This is a genomic window from Mesorhizobium sp. LNHC232B00 (assembly GCF_000502435.1).
Taxonomy (GTDB): domain Bacteria; phylum Pseudomonadota; class Alphaproteobacteria; order Rhizobiales; family Rhizobiaceae; genus Mesorhizobium; species Mesorhizobium opportunistum.
Map to the genome: position 1 here is coordinate 17553 of NZ_AYWP01000030.1, position 18392 is coordinate 35944.

At 63.5% G+C, this 18392-nt stretch carries 17 protein-coding genes; 11 read left to right on the forward strand and 6 right to left on the reverse strand.

Annotation, left to right across the window (positions count from 1 at the left end):
• Positions 1 to 303: 303 nt before the first annotated feature.
• From X743_RS143555 to X743_RS143505, 11 genes are all read left to right on the forward strand, one after another.
• Entirely contained in the window at positions 304 to 1047 is a 744-nt protein-coding gene (locus X743_RS143555; RefSeq protein WP_031258459.1) for an ATP-binding cassette domain-containing protein, read from the forward strand.
• Between the two features lie 55 nt (positions 1048 to 1102).
• Complete coding sequence (locus tag X743_RS143550; protein WP_023768273.1) at positions 1103 to 2101, forward strand: ABC transporter permease; 999 nt, start codon at positions 1103 to 1105, stop codon at positions 2099 to 2101.
• 224 nt (positions 2102 to 2325) lie between these two features.
• On the forward strand, positions 2326 to 3153 hold the full coding sequence (locus X743_RS143545) for an AraC family transcriptional regulator (protein ID WP_023768274.1): 828 nt from the start codon (positions 2326 to 2328) through the stop codon (positions 3151 to 3153).
• 114 nt (positions 3154 to 3267) lie between these two features.
• A complete protein-coding gene (locus X743_RS143540) occupies positions 3268 to 3711 on the forward strand; it encodes an SRPBCC family protein (RefSeq protein ID WP_023768275.1) in 444 nt (147 codons plus the stop codon).
• An 11-nt stretch (positions 3712 to 3722) separates the two neighbouring features.
• Positions 3723 to 4517, forward strand: coding sequence for an FAD binding domain-containing protein (locus tag X743_RS143535; RefSeq protein ID WP_023768276.1), 795 nt, complete (start codon positions 3723 to 3725; stop codon positions 4515 to 4517).
• A 59-nt stretch (positions 4518 to 4576) separates the two neighbouring features.
• The gene (locus X743_RS143530; protein WP_023768277.1) at positions 4577 to 5059 is read left to right on the forward strand and encodes a (2Fe-2S)-binding protein; all 483 of its coding nucleotides are present in this window, start codon (positions 4577 to 4579) and stop codon (positions 5057 to 5059) included.
• A gap of 127 nt (positions 5060 to 5186) precedes the next feature.
• Entirely contained in the window at positions 5187 to 6554 is a 1368-nt protein-coding gene (locus X743_RS1000000174030; protein WP_023768279.1) for a xanthine dehydrogenase family protein molybdopterin-binding subunit, read from the forward strand.
• A 1-nt stretch (position 6555) separates the two neighbouring features.
• Complete coding sequence (locus X743_RS1000000174035) at positions 6556 to 7560, forward strand: molybdopterin cofactor-binding domain-containing protein (protein WP_023768280.1); 1005 nt, start codon at positions 6556 to 6558, stop codon at positions 7558 to 7560.
• An 8-nt stretch (positions 7561 to 7568) separates the two neighbouring features.
• Entirely contained in the window at positions 7569 to 8450 is an 882-nt protein-coding gene (locus tag X743_RS143515) for a MoxR family ATPase (protein ID WP_023768281.1), read from the forward strand.
• A gap of 199 nt (positions 8451 to 8649) precedes the next feature.
• On the forward strand, positions 8650 to 9786 hold the full coding sequence (locus X743_RS143510) for a VWA domain-containing protein (protein ID WP_023768282.1): 1137 nt from the start codon (positions 8650 to 8652) through the stop codon (positions 9784 to 9786).
• Entirely contained in the window at positions 9786 to 10673 is an 888-nt protein-coding gene (locus X743_RS143505) for an amidohydrolase (protein WP_023768283.1), read from the forward strand. The genes X743_RS143510 and X743_RS143505 overlap by 1 nt, the downstream gene beginning before the upstream one ends.
• 15 nt (positions 10674 to 10688) lie before the next feature.
• Here X743_RS143505 and X743_RS143500 read toward each other — a convergent pair whose 3' ends face one another.
• The 6 genes from X743_RS143500 to X743_RS143475 all read right to left on the reverse strand — a co-directional run bounded on the left by X743_RS143500 (position 10689) and on the right by X743_RS143475 (position 18285).
• The gene (locus X743_RS143500) at positions 10689 to 11096 is read right to left on the reverse strand and encodes a carboxymuconolactone decarboxylase family protein (RefSeq protein WP_023768284.1); all 408 of its coding nucleotides are present in this window, start codon (positions 11094 to 11096) and stop codon (positions 10689 to 10691) included.
• Positions 11097 to 11469: 373 nt separating this feature from the next.
• Positions 11470 to 12966: a sugar ABC transporter ATP-binding protein gene (locus X743_RS143495; RefSeq protein ID WP_023768285.1), complete on the reverse strand. Its 1497-nt coding sequence runs from the start codon at positions 12964 to 12966 to the stop codon at positions 11470 to 11472.
• Positions 12966 to 14015 carry a hypothetical protein gene (locus tag X743_RS143490; RefSeq protein ID WP_023768286.1) on the reverse strand — a complete coding sequence of 350 codons (1050 nt, stop codon included), beginning with the start codon at positions 14013 to 14015 and terminating at the stop codon, positions 12966 to 12968. Before X743_RS143490 ends, X743_RS143495 begins: the two co-directional genes overlap by 1 nt.
• Entirely contained in the window at positions 14012 to 16135 is a 2124-nt protein-coding gene (locus X743_RS143485; protein ID WP_023768287.1) for an SMP-30/gluconolactonase/LRE family protein, read from the reverse strand. Before X743_RS143485 ends, X743_RS143490 begins: the two co-directional genes overlap by 4 nt.
• A 75-nt stretch (positions 16136 to 16210) precedes the next feature.
• On the reverse strand, positions 16211 to 17236 hold the full coding sequence (locus X743_RS143480; RefSeq protein WP_023768288.1) for a sugar ABC transporter substrate-binding protein: 1026 nt from the start codon (positions 17234 to 17236) through the stop codon (positions 16211 to 16213).
• 62 nt (positions 17237 to 17298) lie between these two features.
• Positions 17299 to 18285 (reverse strand): ABC transporter permease, encoded by a 987-nt coding sequence (locus X743_RS143475; protein WP_023768289.1) that lies wholly within the window; start codon positions 18283 to 18285, stop codon positions 17299 to 17301.
• Positions 18286 to 18392 lie beyond the last annotated feature (107 nt).

The following is an 18392-nucleotide window of genomic DNA, read 5'->3' on the forward strand; positions in this document are numbered from 1 at the left end:
TAACCTCCAGCCGCTCCCGTCGCCAATGATGGCGTCAAGGGGACCAGCCTATCTTCCTCCGGCTCCCAGCTAATAACGGCGGACGGCCAACGTCAATTGCAATTTGTCCTACAAAACTGATTTTTCAAAACAGCACGAAACTATTCGTCTGACAATTGGATTTTCTTGTGCATCCGACAATTGACGCCCGCGCGGCCATTCGCGTAAATGCCGGTCATCGCTGGTTCCGGGAGGATCTGGGAGCGCGACGTGAAGGCAGCACCCTAGCTTGGGTATGCGGCAAACATGGGAGGCAATAGGCTGGTGGCGGTTCTCGAACTCACCAATATCTCGAAGCATTTCGGCGCCATCCAGGCGGTCAACGACGTGTCGCTGTCGATCGAGCCCGGCCAGGTCGTCGGCCTGATGGGCGACAATGGCGCGGGCAAGTCGACATTGGTCAAGATGATCGCCGGCAATTTCCACGCGAGCCATGGCATCATGCGCATGGACGGCAAGGAATTGATCCTGAACAAGCCGGCGGAAGCCCGCCAGCACGGCATCGAGATCGTCCATCAGGACCTTGCGCTCTGCAACAATCTGACGGCCGCCGCCAATGTCTATCTCGGCCGCGAACTGCGGCGCGGCGTCGGCCCATTCCGCATCCTCGACTATGCCGCCATGTACAAGCGCGCCGGCCAGCTCTTCGCCGAATTGAAATCCGAGACCCGCCCGCGCGATCTCGTCAAGCAGATGTCGGGCGGCCAGCGCCAGGCGGTGGCGATTGCCCGCACCATGCTGTCTCAAGCCAAGATCGTGCTGATGGACGAACCGACGGCGGCGATCTCGGTCAGGCAGGTCGCCGAAGTGCTCAACCTGATCCGCCATCTGCGCGACCAGGGCATCGCGGTGGTGCTGATCAGCCACCGCATGCCCGACGTGTTCGACGTCGCCGACCGCGTCATCGTCATGCGGCGCGGACGCAAGGTCGCCGACAAGACAATCGCATCGAGCTCGCCCGAGGAAGTCACCGGGCTCATCACTGGCGCCATCGAGCAGGTCTCGTAAGCGCGGCTAATTTCACCAGGCTGGCGCGTATCGCAGCCGGCAGGAAAGGTCGATAATGGCAGTCACCCTTGACCAGACGATCGCACAGAAGCAGCACAGTTTCCTGTCGCGGCTGTTCTCCACCCAGACCTTTTGGGTGGTGATCGCCGTCATCCTGGCCTGCATTTTCCTGTCGTTCGCAACCGACGCCTTCGCCACATCGAAGAACCTCTACAACATCACCCGAAACATCACCTTTGTCGCCATCATCGCGCTCGGCATGACCTTCGTCATCATCACCGGGGGCATCGACCTGTCGGTCGGCTCGGTGCTGTGCCTGTCGTCGATGGTGCTGGCCGTCACCATGCATGCCGGCTACTCGATCGAGGTCGGCATCCTGGCTTCGATCGCCACCGCGCTCGCCATCGGCGCCTTCAACGGCATTTTGATCGCCTATCTCGGCTTTCCGCCCTTCGTGGTGACGCTCGGCATGCTATCGATTGCCCGCAGCCTGGCCATGGTCGCCTCCAACAACACCGTCGTCTTCCAGTTCGGGCCGGACCACGACAAGCTTCTGGCACTCGGCGGCGGCGCCTGGGTGTTCGGCATCGCCAATCCGGTGCTCTACATGATCCTGCTGGGGCTGATCACCGGCTTCATCCTGCGCTGGACCAAATTCGGCCGCCACATCTTCGCCATTGGCGGCAACGAGCATGCGGCAACGCTGACCGGCGTCCCGGTGAAGCAGATCAAGGTCGCTGTCTACATGATCTCGGCGCTTTCGGCAGGCATTGCCGGCATCATCCAGACCGGCTGGCTGGGCGCCGTCACCACCAATCTCGGCACCGGCATGGAGCTTCAGGTGATCGCCGCCACCGTCATCGGCGGCGCCAATCTGGCCGGCGGTGTCGGCACCGCCTTCGGCGCCATCGTCGGTGCGGCCCTCATCGAGGTGATCCGCAACAGCCTTGGCCTGCTCGGCATCAATGCCTTCTGGCAGGGCGTGTTCATCGGCGGCGCCATTCTGATGGCCGTGCTGTTCGACCGCATCCGCAATTTCAGACGCAGCGACTGAAACTCAAGCGCCCGTCCTTCTCCCACAAGGGACCGCCCTTCTCCCACAAGTGAGAAGGGCGAAGCGTTATTCGTTCTGGTTCCTATCGTTCAGTCTGAAAATCGGCTGAAGCGGCCCGCCATGGCTATCGGCTAACAACCGATAGCTTGACGGAGGCGGACAACCGGCCGCACAATCCTGGATGCAGGCGAAGGGAGGCCAGTCGCCTGCGGGAGGATATACCCATGACGGAAGCGATCAGGCTCTACTGGGGCCGGTTCGGACATGTTTCTGTCCTGAATGTCGCGAGCGACTTCGTCACCCATGCCCATGTCGAGGCCCATCTGATCATCTGGCTCGAAGGCACCGCCGGCGAGATGACCATCGGCCGCGAGACCGTCCGGCTTGGACCATGCACCGCCGCTGGCATCAATTCCTTCCAGCCGCACAGCCATGTCCTGTCGCACAACGGGACGCCCGGTCTGTTTCTCGCCTTCTACATCGATCCCGACTGGGCGCGCCGCCGCCGCGACCTGCCCTCTTCCGCGCCGCTGTTTTCGCAGGCGGCAATCACGCTGGAACCTTGGTTGCACCAGGCTGCCGCCAGCCTGCTCGACCATCTGACCGACAATGAAAGCATCGACGACGTCGCCAATTACGAGATCGAGCGCTTCATCGACAGTGTGCTCGATGCCGCCGACGCCTCGGCGCCGCAGGAGGCGCGCGCCCGCATCAGCACCATGCAGGATTTCCGCGTCCGCAAGGCGATCCAGCTGATGAAGGCTAATGTCTGCGAGCGCATCTCCTTCGACGACGTGGCGCGCAGCGTCGGCCTGTCGCGGCCCCATTTCTTCGCTTTGTTCAAGGAACAGACCAATTTGACGCCTAATGTCTACTGGAACACGCTGCGCATGGAGGAAGCGGTGCGGCAGTTGCAGTGGTCGCAGGAGCCGCTGATTTCGGTCGCCTGCAACCTTGGCTTCACCACGCAGGGCAATTTCTCGCGCTTCTTCCGCGACCATGTCGGCGTGCCGCCGACGCTCTACCGCGAGGCCGCGCGCGCAACTGCCTGAGCCCCGACGCCTGTTTTTCAGACTCCTTGATACGCGCCCAAGACGCATTGATAAGCGCGCTTGAAATGGCCGCCCTACCCTTGCCCAGCTGTCGCATTCGCAAGGGAACATCATATGCCGAAAATCACCATCTCCAGCGTCATCGACGCGCCGGTCGAAAAGGTCTGGGCGCGCATACGCGACTTCAACGGCCTGCCGGGCTGGCATCCGCGCATGGTCGAGAGCCATATCGAGGACGGCAAGGACGCCTCGACGATCGGCTGCGTGCGCAACTTTCAACTCGCCAGCGGCGCGCGCCTGCGCGAAAAACTGCTCGACTTCTCCGATGACAATTTCCTCGTCAGCTATTCCATCCTGGAAACGCCGCAACCGCTGACCAACCACAAGGCAACGCTGCAGCTCAGGCGCGTCACCGACGGCGACCGCACCTATGCCGAATGGACAGCCAGCTTCGACGCCGCCCCCGAGGATGCCGACAAGCTGGCCGAGGGCATGGGCACCAATGTCTTCCAGGGCGGCTTCAACGCCCTGAAAAGCCATTTCGCCGGCCAGAACTGAAGGAGCGGGCCATGGCGCTGGCACTGCAGACTTTTGCAACGGTAAAGGATGCGAACGCGGCGCTGAAGGCGGCCGGCACCCGCTATCTCGGCGGCGGCACGCTGGTTATCCGCGCGGCCAATGAAGGCGACGTCTCGGTTTCCGGCCTTGTCAGATCGACCGACCCGGCCCTGTCGGCCATTGCGGTCGCCGGCGGCAAGGTCCGCATCGGCGCTTCCGTGACCATGGCGGCGATCGCCCGCCACCCTGAACTAGGCCCGCTCGCCAAGGCCGCGCGCGCCGTCGGTGGTCCGGCGGTCCGCAACATGGCAACCGTCGGCGGCAATCTGTTCGCGCCCTCACCCTATGGCGATTTCGCGGTTGCCTTGCTGGCGCTCGATGCCACGGTCGGCACCGATGATGGCGAATTGCCCATCGAAAGCTTCCTGGCCGGGCGGGACAACAGCCGCGTCATCGTCACCTCGGTCAGCTTTGCGCTTCCAGTTGCCGACAGCTTCCGCTTCCTGAAAGTGTCGCGGATCAAGCCCAAGGGCGTCTCCGTGCTCAGCATCGCCGGCGTTGTGGAGCTGACTCGCGACGGCACCGTCTCCTCGGCACGGATCGCGCTCGGTTGCATGGCCGATCGCCCGATGCGCGCCAGGGCGGCGGAAAAGGCGCTGCTCGGCCGAAGCCTGACCAAGGACGGCATCGCCCCGGCGCTGGCTGCCGCAAGCGAAGGCATCTCGCCGATCACCGATCCGATCGCCAGTGCCTGGTATCGCGCTGAAGTCCTGCCGGTCCATCTCGGCCGGCTATTGCTTGGTTAAACATCCGTCGGGGGGCGCGCGTCTGTCCGATTGCTCGGGCAGGCGCGCAAGGAGGAAACATGGCGAAAGTCCCGGTTCAATTCACGCTCAACGGCTCCGAAAAAGCCGAATTCATCGAAGGCGGCACAACGCTGCTCAACGCCCTGCGCGACAAGATCGGCGATACTTCGCCGAAGGGCGGCTGCCATCAGGGCACTTGCGGCGCCTGCACCGTCATCGTCGATGGTGAGCTGCGGCTCTCCTGCCTGACTCTGGCCGAGACCTGTAATGGCGCCGCCATCACCACCACGTCGGGCCTCGCCGAGGGCGGCGTGCTGCATCCGCTGCAGCGCGCGTTCCTCGACACATTCGCCACGCAATGCGGCTTCTGCACGCCAGGCATGATCATGGCCGCCAAGGTGCTGCTCGATCACACCCCCAATCCCAGCCGCGACGAGGTGATCGAGGCGCTGTCGGGCAACATCTGCCGCTGCACCGGCTACGAGCCGATCATCCAGGCGGTGCTAACCGCCGCGCGCGCCAATTCGCAGAACGCCGCCTAGAGCCGGATGATTTCAGGTCGAATCGACCTGAAATCTGAATCCGGTTCTAAATCAAAGAGATAGAGCATGATGTCGTCCGAAAACCGCTTCACACTTTTTGGCATCATGCTCTGAGGGAACCAAAAGAATGGAACTGCGCAAGAGTTATTTCGCCGATGTCCGCAAGGACGACCTGCACGAGATCGGCCAACCCAGGCCACGCTCGGATTCGCCCGGCCACGTCACCGGCAAGACCGCTTACTTCGCCGACCGTAATTTTCCCGGCATGTTGCACCTAAAGATGGTGCGCAGCCCGCACCACCATGCCCGCATCCGCTCGATCGACACTTCGGAGGCCGAAAAGCATCCGGGCGTGATCAAGGTGCTGACGGCCAAGGACGTGCCCCACAATGTCTACACCATCCTGATCCTGATCCAGATCGGTCCGGAGGACGAGACGGTGCTGGCCGACGGCAAGGTGCGCTGGAAGGGCGAGGCCGTGGTGGCGGTGCTGGCCGAGACCGAGCGCGCCGCGCAAGAGGCCGCCGCCAAGGTCAAGGTCGACTACGAGGTGCTGCCGGCTGTCTTCGACATGGAGGAAGCGCTGAAGCCCGGCGCGCCCATCGTCAACGAATATCACGGCCAGAACTATTATCTCTACGACAGCGGCGAGTGCCGGAAGGTGCGTTTCGGCGATGTCGAGGCCGGCTTTGCCGGCGCCGACCACATACTGGAGCAAAGCTACCAGTCCTCGCCGATCGAGCACGCGCCGACCGAGACCACCGGCTGCGTGGTGGCGCCGGAGGGCAATGACCGCTTCACCTGCTACACCAACACGCAGGCGATGTTCTTCACCCTCGACAACACCTCGATCATCCTGCAGATGCCAGGCAGCAAGCTGCACTTCGTCGGCGGCACCGTCGGCGGCGGCTTTGGCGGCAAGGTTGACGTCATCGTCGAGCCGATCGCCATCCTCGGCGCGAAATTAACCGGTCGACCAGTCTGTTTTATCTACAGCCGCGAGGAGGAGATGCAGATCTCCTCGCCCCGCGCCGCCGAAAAGGTCGTCATCAAGGACGGCGTCATGAAGGACGGCCGCATCGTCGCGCGCAAAGTCACCGGCTACACCGATGCCGGCGCCTATTCGCGCCACTCCCCCTATGGCGCCCAGAAAGGCGCGGGGCACTATCCCGGCCCCTACACCATTCCCAACGTCTGGATCGACACCTACTGCGTCTACACCAACCGCACGCCGTCCTCGGCCATGCGCGGCTTCGGCGTCACCATCGGCGACTTCGCGCTGGAGGTGCAGATGGACAAGCTGGCGCGGTTGATCGGCATGGACCCACTCGAATTCCGCTTCATCAACGCCTATCGCGACGGCGACATGAAGGCGCATCGCCAGCCGACCGAGGGGGCGGCCCTGATCGAATGCATGCAAGAGGCCTCGCGCGCCGCCAACTGGCCCGTGGCGGAGAAATACATGGCGATGTCCTCCTACGCGAAGGGAGCTTGAGATGGCGATCAGGCGCGGACGCGGCATTGCCGCCATCAACTATCCGACCGGCATGAACCTCGGCGGCGACCCGACCCAGGCGCTGGTCCATTCGACACCAACCGGCAATTTCATGGTGACTTTGTCATCAGTCGATCTCGGCCAGGGCATGAAGCAGATCATGGCGCAGATCTGCGCCGAGACCATCGGCGTGCCAACCGACCGTGTCGTCGTCGATACTGCCGACACCGACACCGGTCCGCATTGCATGGGCACCTTCGCCTCGCGCGGCACCCACCGCGCCGGCAATGCCGTCATTCAGGCAGCCAAGGAAGCCCGCCAAGTGATGCTGGAAGTGGCGGCGGAAGAGCTGGAAGTCAATGCGTCGGACCTCGAGACCGACGGCCAGGGCAACATACTGGTCAAGGGAGCGCCGCAGAAATCGATCTCGATCTTCGATGTCGCGCTGTCGGCGCATTTTAAGCGCGGCCGCTCGATCTCGGGCCGCGGCATGTTCCTGATCCCGCGCTCCTATCCGGAGAAAGAGACCGGGGCCATGAAACCATCGACCTGCTATGCGCACGCCTGCACGGTTGCCGAGGTCGAGGTCGACGACGAAACCGGCGAAGTGACCGTGCTGACGGTGAAGAACGTGTTCGAGATCGGCCGCGCGCTGAACCCCAAAATGGTCGAGCAGCAACTCGTCGGCGGTTCATGGATGGGCATCAGCCACGCGCTCTATGAGACGACCGAGCCTTATTATCCCAACCGCGACCATGGCGGCACCGACTTCAACCAGTATCTGATGCCGGGCCCGGGCGACCTTGCCGAGACCGAGATCATCGTGCTGGAACGCCCCTCGGCCGACGGGCCTTACGGTGCCAAGGGGCCTGGCGAGATGTGCGCCAACCCGCAGATACCGGCGGTCGCCAATGCCGTTTTCGACGCAGTCGGCGTACGCATCGACACGCTGCCGATCACGCCGGAGCGCATCTTGCGCGCGCTCAAGGCGCAAGCGGCGAACTGAGGACCGAAATGTCCGGGACAAACGCCGAAACGGTCGCGACCTCGCCGGAGGCGGTGGGCGAGCATCTCGCCGCCTCGCGCTATCTGGCCGACGACAGCCTGGCGACCGCGATCTTCCTGGCGATCCGCCTGGGCAAACCGCTGCTGCTCGAAGGCGCGCCGGGCGTCGGCAAGACGGAAGCCGCGAAGGCGATCGCCGAACTGCTCGGTCGCGACCTGGTGCGGCTGCAATGCTATGAAGGCATCGACGCCGCGCACGCGCTCTACGAGTGGAACTACCAGCGCCAGTTGCTCGCCATCCGCCATGCCGGGGAGCATGAGATCGACATCTACGACGATCGCTTCCTGATCGCGCGGCCGCTGCTGCAGGTGCTGAAGGCGCCGGAGAAGCGTGTACTGCTGGTCGACGAGATCGACCGTTCCGACCATGAGTTCGAAGCGTTGCTGCTGGAATTCCTTTCCGATTTCCAGATCAGCATTCCCGAGCGCGGCACCATCCGCGCCGCTGCCCAGCCGATCGTCATCCTGACCTCGAACCGCACCCGCGAATTGGCGGAAGCGCTGCGCCGGCGCTGCGTCTACCATTGGATCGGCTATCCCGACGCCGAGCGCGAAGCCGCCATCATCATGCTGCGCGCCGGCAATGTCGCTGAAGGCACGGCGCGCGCCGTGGCGACCGCCGTGCAGACCATCCGTGCCCGGCCGCTCGCCAAGCCGCCGGGCATCGCCGAAGCGGTCGAGTGGGCCAATGCCGCCACCATCCTCGAAAAGGGCGGCAGCCCGTGGCCGGAAGCCTTCCGCCGCGCCATCGGTGTGCTGATCAAGGACGAGGAGGATTTGTCCTATATCGCGCCGGAGCTCGGCCATATCGTCGAGGAGGCGCTGGCGTGAGCCGGGACCTCATTCTGCAACGCTGGCGGGACAGCGCCCCCCTCTGTCCTGCCGGACATCTCCCCCTCCAGGGGGGAGATCAGCCGCCATCGCGGCTTTCGCCAATCTCCAGCATCGCAAAGCTGAGCGAAGCATCGAAGCTGCCAATCTCTCCCCTTGAGGGGGAGATGTCCGGCAGGACAGAGGGGGGCGACACAGAATGATGCGGGCAACAAGCCTGCCCCGCGCCGCCGTGCCCCTCTTCGGCTTCGCCCGCCTGCTGCGCCGCCACGGCTTCGCCATCGCACCCGAGCAAGTCTCCGGCTTCATGCAGGCGGTGACGCTGCTCGGCCCACGCTCGATGGCCGACATACGCGAGGCCGCCCTTGCCACGCTGGCGCCACCGCCGGACCGCCGTGACCAATTCGAGGCGCATTTCCAGAGCCATTTCTATGGCAATGCATCCGCGGTGGTCGAAGCCGATGCCGACGAGAAAACCCGCATCAAGGATGATGGCGGCGCCGACGACGAGCGGATCGAAGCAGAGCAGCAAGAAGAGGGCGGCGAGCTGTCCTCGGTGCTTGAGCAATTGAGCATGCGCGATTTCCAACGCGACGACGACAGGCTGGCCGCCTTTCGCCGAAGACTGTCGGCCGCCCTGCCCGCCCGCCGCTCCTTCCGCACCGTGCGCACCCATTCGCGCGGCAAGCTCGATTTGCGCCGCTCGCTCAGGGAAATCGTCAGTGCCGATGGCGATGTCCCCTCGCCGCTGCTGCGCCGGCGGCAGACCCTACCACGCAAGCTGCTGCTGCTGATCGATGTCTCCGGCTCGATGAAGCTTCACACAGCGGACTATCTCAAGCTGGCACACGCCGCCGTGCAGGGCGCTGACCGCGCCGAAATCTTCACCTTCGGCACACGGCTGACCCGCATCACCGCGGCATTGCGCATCCGCGATCGGGATCAGGCGCTGGCGCGCGCGGCGGCCCAGGTCGACGACTGGGACGGCGGCACCCGAATGGGGCCGACGCTGCTCGCTTTCCTCTCCGTGCCGCGCTTCTCATCCTTCGCGCGCGGTGCCGCGATCGTCATCCTCTCCGACGCGTTGGAGCGCGGCGACCATGCCGAGCTGGAAACAGCCATGCGCCGGCTGAGCGCCCGCGCCTTCCGGCTGTCGCTCGCCACACCTTTGGCCGGTGACCCGCGCTTCCGGCCGGAGACGGCGGCGCTCCGCGCCATCCTGCCGGTCCTCGACGATCTGGTCGACGGCTCCTCGCTCGCCGGCCTCACCGGTTTCATCCTGTCGCTTGCCCGCCCCGCCCCGGCGGCAGCGACGCTCTGGAAGAGGGTTTTGTGATGCAGAAAGCCATCGACGCGCATTTCCACATCTGGCGCCAGCAGGATCAGCCCTGGCTGGTCGGCCCAATGGTGCCGCGCATCTTCGGCCCCTACGAGCCGATCCGTCGCGACTATCCGATCACCGAGTTTTTGGAGGACCAGAAGGGTTCGGGCGTCGAAAAGGCCGTCTATGTCCAGACCAACTGGGCCAAGGAAGATTTCGAGAAGGAAGTCGCCTTCCTGCAGAAGACATCGGACGAGACCGGCTGGCCACATGCCATTGTTGGCTATGCCGACATGACGGTGGACGATGTACGCCACCAGATCGACCGCCTGATGAAATACAAGCTGCTGCGCGGCGTGCGCATGCAACTCCACTGGCACGAGACCCCGGCCTTCCGCTTCGCCACCTCGGCCGACCAAGTCATCGACCCCAAGGTACGCACCAATGTCGCCAGGCTTAAAGACTACGGCCTGTCCTTCGACCTGCAGCTTTTTCCCGCCCAGATGAAGGATGGGCTGACATTGGTCGGCGAGAATCCGCAAACCAATTTCATCCTCACCCATGCCGGCATGCTGACCGGCATGGATCCGGAGACAACGGAGGCCTGGAAAGCCGGACTGCGCACGTTGTCGGCGGCGCCCAATTTCTACGCCAAGCTGTCCGGCCTCGGCACTTTCATCCACCGCAACGACCCGGCCCTGATCGTTTACATCGTCGACAACGCAATCGAGATTTTGGGCGCCGACCACCTGATGTTCGGCTCGAATTTCCCGATCGAGAAGCTCTGGACCAGCCACGCCGAGCTGATCAAGGCGCACCGCACTGCAGCGGCAAAACACGGCGCGGCCGCCGAGGCCGATATCTTCTGGAACACGGCGGAAAAGGTGTACCGGCCGGTGTAGCGCGGGTCTTTCCCCTCACTTCACCTCGAACTGCGGATCGACCGGAATCTGCATTGCCGTCACCAGATGGTTGGTCTGGCCGGCAAGCCCGATGATCGACACCAGTTCGCCATGCTGCGCGTCGGTCATGCCCTTGGCCCGTGCCGCCGCGGTGTGCGAGTGGACGCAGTAGGAACAGCCATTGGCGGTCGAGACGGCGATGTAGATCATCTCCTTGGTCAGCGGATCGATGGCGCTGTCGGCCACCATCACCACTTTCAGCTGCTCCCAGATGCGCTTCAGCGCCGGGGGATCATTGGCCAGTCCGCGCCAGAAATTGTTGACGAAATCCGATTTGCGCGTCGCGCGGATATCGTCGAATACCGCCTTCACATCAGGGATTTTTTCGACCTCGGCATCGCTCAGGAGTTTTGTGGTGGCCATGGCATTTTCCTTTCGTGTGAATTGAATCAGGTCATGAGCAAAGATGGCTAGTCGGCTCTTCTGATTCAGTTTTCGTGCGTATCGAAACACGATCTTGATGATTGGCCGAAGCTTTTCACCTTCGTCATCCTAGGGCGAAGCAGGAGCGAAGCTCCGTCGCGGAGACCCGAGGATCCATTCCGTGACGTCTATCGAAGTGTGCAGCGGAGCAGAATTCCGCACCGTGGCAGCGCTTCCGAGTCCCGGCATGGATCCTCGGGTCTGCGCCGCGTCGCTACGCTCCTTGCTCCGCCCGGGGATGACGAAATGACGGATGCCTCGGCCAACTTCCGGTGTTCGATCCAACGGTGCGATCATCCGCCTTGCCCGCCACCTAATGTACCGCCGCGTACATAATCTTCTCTTCCGTAGCCTCCGCCGGGGAAAACTCCTCGACGATCCGGCCTTGCCGGCACACGAGAATCCGATCCGACAGGTTCGTGATCTCCGGCAGGTAGGACGAGATGACGACCACGGCGAGGCCCTCGTCGGCCAGCCGGTTGATGATCTGGTGGATCTCGGCGATGGCGCCGACATCGACGCCGCGCGTCGGCTCATCGAAGATGACGATGCGCGGCTGCTGCACCAGTCCCTTGCCGATCACCACCTTCTGCTGGTTGCCGCCGGAGAGCTCGACCACCCGCGCATTGTCGTTGATCGTCTTGATGTTCAGCGTCTTCGTCCATCCGGCCGAAAGCTGCCGCATCTCCTGCTGGTTGATCACCCAGGCCTTTTCGCGGCCTGCCGCCAGCAGGCCGCCAAACAGGTTCTCGGCGATGCCCATGGTCTCGAAAATGCCTTCGCTCTTGCGGTCCTCGGTGACGTAGACGATGCCGTCGGCCACGGCTTCGCTCGGCACGAGATAGCGCACCGGCCTGTCGTCCAGTTCGATCGTGCCGCCGCGCAGGAAATCGCGCTTGTAGATGCCCGACACGATCTTGAACGTCTCCGTGCGGCCGGAGCCGATCAGCCCGAACACGCCGGTTATCTGGCCCTCGAAGATCGAGAAGGAATTGTTGCGCACGACATTGCTCATCGAGATGTCCTGCACCGAGAGCACCTTCTTGCCGGCCTTGCGCAGCTTGGTCTCGTCGCGCTGACGATAGATCTGTCCCGACAAGGTGCGGCCGACCATGGCGGCGACAATTCGATCGCGATCGAAAGCGGATGTGTCGTCGGTGATGACCAGTTCGCCGTCGCGCAGGATGGTGATGCGGTCGGCAATGGCAAGCGCCTCCTCCAGCGCATGGCTGATGAAGACGATCGACACGCCACTCGCTTTCAGCCGCCGGATCAGCGCAAAGAAGTGGCGCTTTTCTTCCGGCGTCAGCGTCGCCGTCGGCTCGTCGAAGATGATGATCTCGGCATTGTGGTGCACCGCGCGTGCAATCTCGACCATCTGCCGCTTGGCGGCACCCAGCGTCGCCACCATCGCATTCGGGTCGACCGGAAAATTCAGCGACTGCAGAAACTGCTGTGCTGAAATATACGTGCCGCGCAGCCGGTTGAGGAATTTTTCAGTACCGAGATAAAGGTTCTGCGCCACTGTCATCGACGGCACCAGGCTGGTCTCCTGGAACACCATGGCAATGCCGGCTTCAAGTGCCGCGTGCGGCGACGCGTAGGCGATCTCCTGCCCCTTGTGGAACATCTTGCCCGAAGTGGCATCGACGACGCCGGCGATGATCTTGGTCAGCGTCGACTTGCCGGCGCCGTTCTCGCCCAGCAGCGCGTGGATTTCGCCCTTGCGCAGTTCGAAGCTGACTTGTCTGACCGCCGGCACGCCGCGATAGTTCTTGGTGACGTTCTCCAGGCGAACGATCGGTTCCATCAGAAACCTCCCGCGTCGACAGAAAGGATGCAGTCGCCACCCCTGGAGGCAATTAGCAACTGGCTATCCTTTTCCGCCACGCTGCAGATGCCGTGGCGTGTGCCATTGGCACGGCTGTGCAGACTGAACTGCGGCTGCATCCTCTGGTCGAGCCTGACCACCAGCCCATAGGAGCGGCTCGGCGACCACGGCTTGTGGATGCCCATGGTGCGGATGCCGCCGCATTGCAGCGGCTCGAGGAAGCTGCGGCTGGAGGCCAGCGCCGGCGCGATCCAATATGCCGGCGGCACCTGGTCGATCATGTCCTGCCGGTAGTGCGTTTCCTGCAGCACGAACTCGATCAGCCGGTTGCGTGGCGCAAACAGTGTCAGCCATGCCCCGCCATCCGCGGATGGCGACAGGCGGGCAGGATAACCAGGCAGATGCGTCAGCACCGTCGAGCGGCTGCCGGTCGCGCCGTCAAGGCGGATGAGCTGATGGCGCCAGCTTTCGCTGACCAGAACGTCCCCGCCGACGGGATGGAGACCGTAGGGGAAAGCGAGATCGCCGGCCGCTTTGCGGAAGTCCCCGCCGGCCGGGTCTCGCTTCCAAAGCGAACCGGACGCGCCCTTCTTCATCAGATCGGCGGCCCATTGCGATGGCGTATGGTCGAGCGAGCCGTTGGCCAGCCACAGCGTGCCATCCTCTGCATAGGCGAGCGCGGTGATGCAGCGGACACCGGCCGGCAGCGAAATCTCTTGGCCGCCAATCAGCAGCTTGCCGTTTTCCAGCCCGACGGTCAGTTCACCCGATCGCGACAGAGCCAACGCCGTAATGGGGGACGAAAAGGTCTCGACCACCTTGGGCTCGGTTTCGGCGGCAAGCGAATAGACGGCGTTGCCACTGGAGGCGAGCAGCCGGTCACCGGAGACCAGAAGATTATCCGGCTCGGTCAGCTCCGCAAAGGCCGGCGCATCGTCCAGCCGCGTGTTGGGCCGAAACGCACCATCCAGCGGCGGGATGGTCACCGCCTTGCCGCGAAATAGATCCAGGATCGGATCGAGGATCATGATGCTGCTCCCCAATAGGAAGCCGGGCTGGTCCAGTTCGGGTCGGCGCCCGAAATCTTGTAGCAGCCGATGCGGTTGTTGAGGATGCCGCCGACGAACAGATAACCCTTGTGCTCGCGCATCGAGGTGACCATCGGATGCGCGCCGCCGGTGAGGTCGCCCATCGCCTCGACGATGCTGCCCTTCTCGGTGAATTTCACCACGCCGCCGGTGTTGATGTTGGGGAACAGCCATTCGTCCTGCGGCAGCCGGCGGGTCATTCGCTTGCGCATGTCGGGATGGCGCAGCGACAGGTCGAAGCTCGGCGTGCGCATGCCGAGCCACGCCATCCAGTAATTGCCGTCCGAGGCCCGGTTGATGTTGTCGGGATATCCAGGCATGTCGCGGATGACGCATTCGGCGGTACCGGCCTTCGGCCCCTCCAGCCAGTAGCGATGCACGCGACAGGCCCAGCTTTCGGCGAAGAACAACGACTTGCCGTCATGCGCCATGCACACACCGTTGGTATAGCGATAGCCGTCGAGCAGCGTCTTGGTCGAGCCGTCCTTCGGGTCGTAGACCAGCAATCGCCCCGTAGCGCGGTTCTCGATCGAGTCCAGTGCCCAGTCATGGGCGTCGTAGCGCTTGGTGGAGTCGGTGAAATAGATGCGGCCGTCAGGTGCGATGTCGCAATCGTTGGGGTCACGCAGCCGCGCATCGTCGACGATCGAGGTCCAGGACCGCGACGTCTCCGCCGACAGGCGTTTCACCTCGCGGTCCGGCGAGACGGAATAGAGCCCCATTGCGCCGACGCAACTGATCAAATTGCCCGATTTGTCGAAGGCGAGGCCGAGCGGAAAGCCGCCGATATGGGCAAACACTTCCGACTTGACGTAATCGGGCGCGAAAAAGCGGACGATCTCACCATGACGCGTGCCGCAGTAGAGATTGTCGTCGCGGTCGAGAATGACGTCCTCCGGCCCTTCCAACTCGCCAAGCCCGATATGGTCGGCCGCCGACAGCCGGTTGTCGAGTTCATAAGGCGTGCCGGAGCCTGGTGCTGCGGACTGCGTCTCGCCCATCTTGAGATAGACCGGCGCGACATAGACTTCGTTCAGCACCTTGTGACGGTTCTTCAGCCAGCGGATGTCGATGGTCACCGCCACCGCCAGCATGATGCCCAGCACCATCTGGTTGGTACCGGTGCCGTAGCCCAGCCGGATCAGACCGTTGGTCATGGTCAAGACGATGATCGCGCCCATCAGGCCCTTGATCACCGAACCGCGCCCGCCGCCGAGGCTGACGCCGCCGACCACCGCAGCCGTCAGCGCCATGATCTCGAGGTTGAGGCCGGTGCCCGGCCCTGCCCCGCTCAGCCGGCAGGCGATGAGGAAACCGCCGATCGAGGCACAGAAACCGGAGAAGACATAGGTCATGAACACGGTGCGGCGCACGCGGATGCCGGCATTGTGTGCCGAGCGCCTGCTGCCGCCAACCGCCAGCACGTGCCAGCCGGGCCGCGAGCGCGTCAGCGCGATATGGGTGACGATGGCCAGGATGATGGCCAGCCACACCGACACGGAGAGCCCCCAGAAGGTGCTGTCGCCGATGAAATCCAGCACATCCGAGGTCGCCGTCGAAAGCTGCACGTCGGCTGCATAGGTGGTGACCAGGATGTCGAACAGCGCCCGACCGAAAATAAAGGTCACCAGCGTGGTGAGGAAGGCGCGCAGGCGCAGATAGCCGACGAGGTAACCGTTGATGGCGCCGAAGACGAGGCCGGTGGCAAGCGATGCGGCCAGCGCCAGCCAGATCGACTGTTCGAGGATGAAGAAGACATAGACGGCGGAGAAGCACGACAGCGCGAAGATCGAGCCGACCGACAGGTCGATGCCGCCGCCCAGCATCACCACGGTCATGCCGGTCACCACCATGGAGAACTCGCCGAGCTGGCGGGTCGATTCCTGCAGCGAGGTCAGCTTGAAGAAGCCCGGAATGATCGAGCCGAAGGTCGCCAATGTCACCACCAGCGCCAGGAAGGGAATGGCGTTGTCGGTCCAGCGTTTGGTCAGGATCTCGCCGACCAGATGGTCGGGCACGAGATTGTAGCGCCATGACTGGAGGCGTTCGCGAAAGGACATCGGCTCACTGCGGCAAGAGAAAGAGGTGGCCGGGCAATCCGGCCACCTCATTGACTGGTGTTTGTAAGGATCGGCTTACTTCGCCGCCGCTTCGGCCTGCAGCGCCTTCAGGTCCCAGCAGCTGTCGGGCTTCAGGTCCGCCTTGGTCGTCGCCTTCTCCAGCGTGTAGATGTAGGTGTGCGAGGTGCCGGCCGGCTGGCCGCTCTGCAGCAGGAACTTGATGATGGCGTTCATGTCACCTGATTGGCGGGCAAGGTCGGTCATCACCACGGCGCCATAAGTGCCGTCGGCCAGCTTGTCGCAGTCGGCCGCCTTCTCGCCGCCGCCGGTGGTGACCAAAAACACCTTGCCGTCGAGCTTGGCGTCACGGATCGCGGCGGAAGCGCCGGTGGCGTCACCATCCCAGAAATCGATGATCGAGCAGATGTCCGGATTCTGCTGCAGCATCGTCGTCGTCACGTTGCGCGAGGTCGTCGCATCCCAGTTGGAGTCGGGCTTGGCCACCACCTTGAAGTCGGGATGCTTGTCCAGCACCTTCATGATGCCGGCATATTGATAGAGGCTGGACGAGTTCGCCTGGTCGCCCTGCACCAGTCCGATCTTCTTGGAAGAATTTTCGCCGCAGCCCTTGATCGCCGCTTCGGCCTCGAGCTGGCCAAGCCGGTCCCAGTCGCTGCCGACAAAGGCGTCGGCCGGGAAGTTGGCGGGATTGTCGACCAGAATTACATAGGTGCCGGCGGCCTGCGCCTTCTTCATCAGCTTGGAGTAGGAGTTGAGGTCGGGGGCATGGATGATCAGCACGTCGGGCCTGGTGTCCGACGAAATGGCGTCGGTGATCGCCTGCGCGCCGGCGTCGACGACCCAGTTCGGATCGCGCGTTTCGAACACGCCGCCCCAGGCCTCGACCTCGGTTTTCAAATAGTGCGACCAGCCTTGCGCCAGGTCGAAGCCCATCGCCAGCGGCACCAGCATGACGCGCTTGCCCTTGAGCGCCTGCGCATAGGCGGCCGGGCCCGGATCGTCGGCTGCGAAGGTTGGCGCCACGAAGGCGGTAACGGCAAGCGCCGTGGCGGCGGCCATCAGTGTTCTGATCAGTTTCATGTCGTCACATCCTCTGTTCGGTTTTCATTGCCGGCCGATCGTCGCGATCGCGCCGGGTACCCCTAAATGTCGCCCTGCTGGGCGGTCTGCTCGTCACGTGGATTGATGATGCCGTCGACGATGATGGCGCCGAGCAGGATCGCCGCCTTGATCAGGTTCTGGTAGAGCAGCGGAATGTCGATGATGGTCATGGCGTTCAAGAGGATCCCGATCAGCGCCGCACCGACCAACACATTGCGGACCCCGCCCCGTCCGCCGGACAGGCCGATGCCGCCGATCACCGCCACCAGCACGATGTCGTAGAGCAGCGTGGAATTGACGATTCGGGTGTTGATCGAATGCAGGCTGGCCGCCGTCAGCAGGCCGGCGATCAGCGCCACGAATGCGGACAGCACGTAGCGCAGCACCAGCATCGGCCGCACCGGAATGCCGATGTTGCGGGCGGCCACCGGATTGTCGCCGGCGAAATAGATGTAGCGGCCCCATTTTGTGTAGCGCAGGAACAGGAAGAACAGGAAGGCCAGCCCCGCGAAGACGAACACTTCGATCGGAATGTCGAGGAAGCGCAGGCCGCCCAGCAATTCCACCCAATGGCCCTGCGGCACCGGCACGGCATCCTGCGTGATCAGCTGCGAGCGCACATAGCCGAAGACGAAGGAGCCGGTCGCCAGCGTGACGAAGATCGCCGGCACATCGGCATAGGCGACGAGAAAACCGTTGAGCAGTCCGATCGCCAGCACGCCGGCCAGCACATAGGCGAAGGCCAGCCCGTCCGAGGTCCCGGTGTTGAGCAATTGCAGGTACCAGGCGACCGACATCGCCATGATCGCCACGGCGGAGAGGTCGATACCGCGACCGATGATGACGACCGCCATGCCGAGCGCGAGGATCCCCAGCACCGATACAGAGCGGACGATGGCGACGAGATTGTTGGGATCGATGAAGCCCGGCAGGCCGATCGCCGCGGCAACGAACAGCACCACCGCTATGGCAAAGACAATGCCTTCCTGATTCAGGCTCCTGAAGTTCGGCCAGCCGGTCGCGTTCATGTCTGCATTCGCCCCGATGGCAGTGCTGCCATCCCGAAAACAAAAGCTAATCGGCTCAGCGTCGGTTCGTCAAATGAATCCGCGTCCGGAACGAGGCCTCATGTCGA

What these genes read in the sequence shown, in the direction of transcription:
- X743_RS143510 (WP_023768282.1), top strand. Translation starts at nt 8,650, where the DNA reads ATGATGCGGGCAACAAGCCTGCCCCGCGCCGCCGTGCCCCTCTTCGGC.
- X743_RS143485 (WP_023768287.1), bottom strand. Translation starts at nt 16,135, where the DNA reads ATGTCCTTTCGCGAACGCCTCCAGTCATGGCGCTACAATCTCGTGCCC.
- X743_RS143535 (WP_023768276.1), top strand. Translation starts at nt 3,723, where the DNA reads ATGGCGCTGGCACTGCAGACTTTTGCAACGGTAAAGGATGCGAACGCG.
- X743_RS143545 (WP_023768274.1), top strand. Translation starts at nt 2,326, where the DNA reads ATGACGGAAGCGATCAGGCTCTACTGGGGCCGGTTCGGACATGTTTCT.
- X743_RS143505 (WP_023768283.1), top strand. Translation starts at nt 9,786, where the DNA reads ATGCAGAAAGCCATCGACGCGCATTTCCACATCTGGCGCCAGCAGGAT.
- X743_RS143540 (WP_023768275.1), top strand. Translation starts at nt 3,268, where the DNA reads ATGCCGAAAATCACCATCTCCAGCGTCATCGACGCGCCGGTCGAAAAG.
- X743_RS143550 (WP_023768273.1), top strand. Translation starts at nt 1,103, where the DNA reads ATGGCAGTCACCCTTGACCAGACGATCGCACAGAAGCAGCACAGTTTC.
- X743_RS143515 (WP_023768281.1), top strand. Translation starts at nt 7,569, where the DNA reads ATGTCCGGGACAAACGCCGAAACGGTCGCGACCTCGCCGGAGGCGGTG.
- X743_RS143530 (WP_023768277.1), top strand. Translation starts at nt 4,577, where the DNA reads ATGGCGAAAGTCCCGGTTCAATTCACGCTCAACGGCTCCGAAAAAGCC.
- X743_RS143490 (WP_023768286.1), bottom strand. Translation starts at nt 14,015, where the DNA reads ATGATCCTCGATCCGATCCTGGATCTATTTCGCGGCAAGGCGGTGACC.
- X743_RS143480 (WP_023768288.1), bottom strand. Translation starts at nt 17,236, where the DNA reads ATGAAACTGATCAGAACACTGATGGCCGCCGCCACGGCGCTTGCCGTT.
- X743_RS143500 (WP_023768284.1), bottom strand. Translation starts at nt 11,096, where the DNA reads ATGGCCACCACAAAACTCCTGAGCGATGCCGAGGTCGAAAAAATCCCT.
- X743_RS143495 (WP_023768285.1), bottom strand. Translation starts at nt 12,966, where the DNA reads ATGGAACCGATCGTTCGCCTGGAGAACGTCACCAAGAACTATCGCGGC.
- X743_RS143475 (WP_023768289.1), bottom strand. Translation starts at nt 18,285, where the DNA reads ATGAACGCGACCGGCTGGCCGAACTTCAGGAGCCTGAATCAGGAAGGC.
- X743_RS1000000174030 (WP_023768279.1), top strand. Translation starts at nt 5,187, where the DNA reads ATGGAACTGCGCAAGAGTTATTTCGCCGATGTCCGCAAGGACGACCTG.
- X743_RS1000000174035 (WP_023768280.1), top strand. Translation starts at nt 6,556, where the DNA reads ATGGCGATCAGGCGCGGACGCGGCATTGCCGCCATCAACTATCCGACC.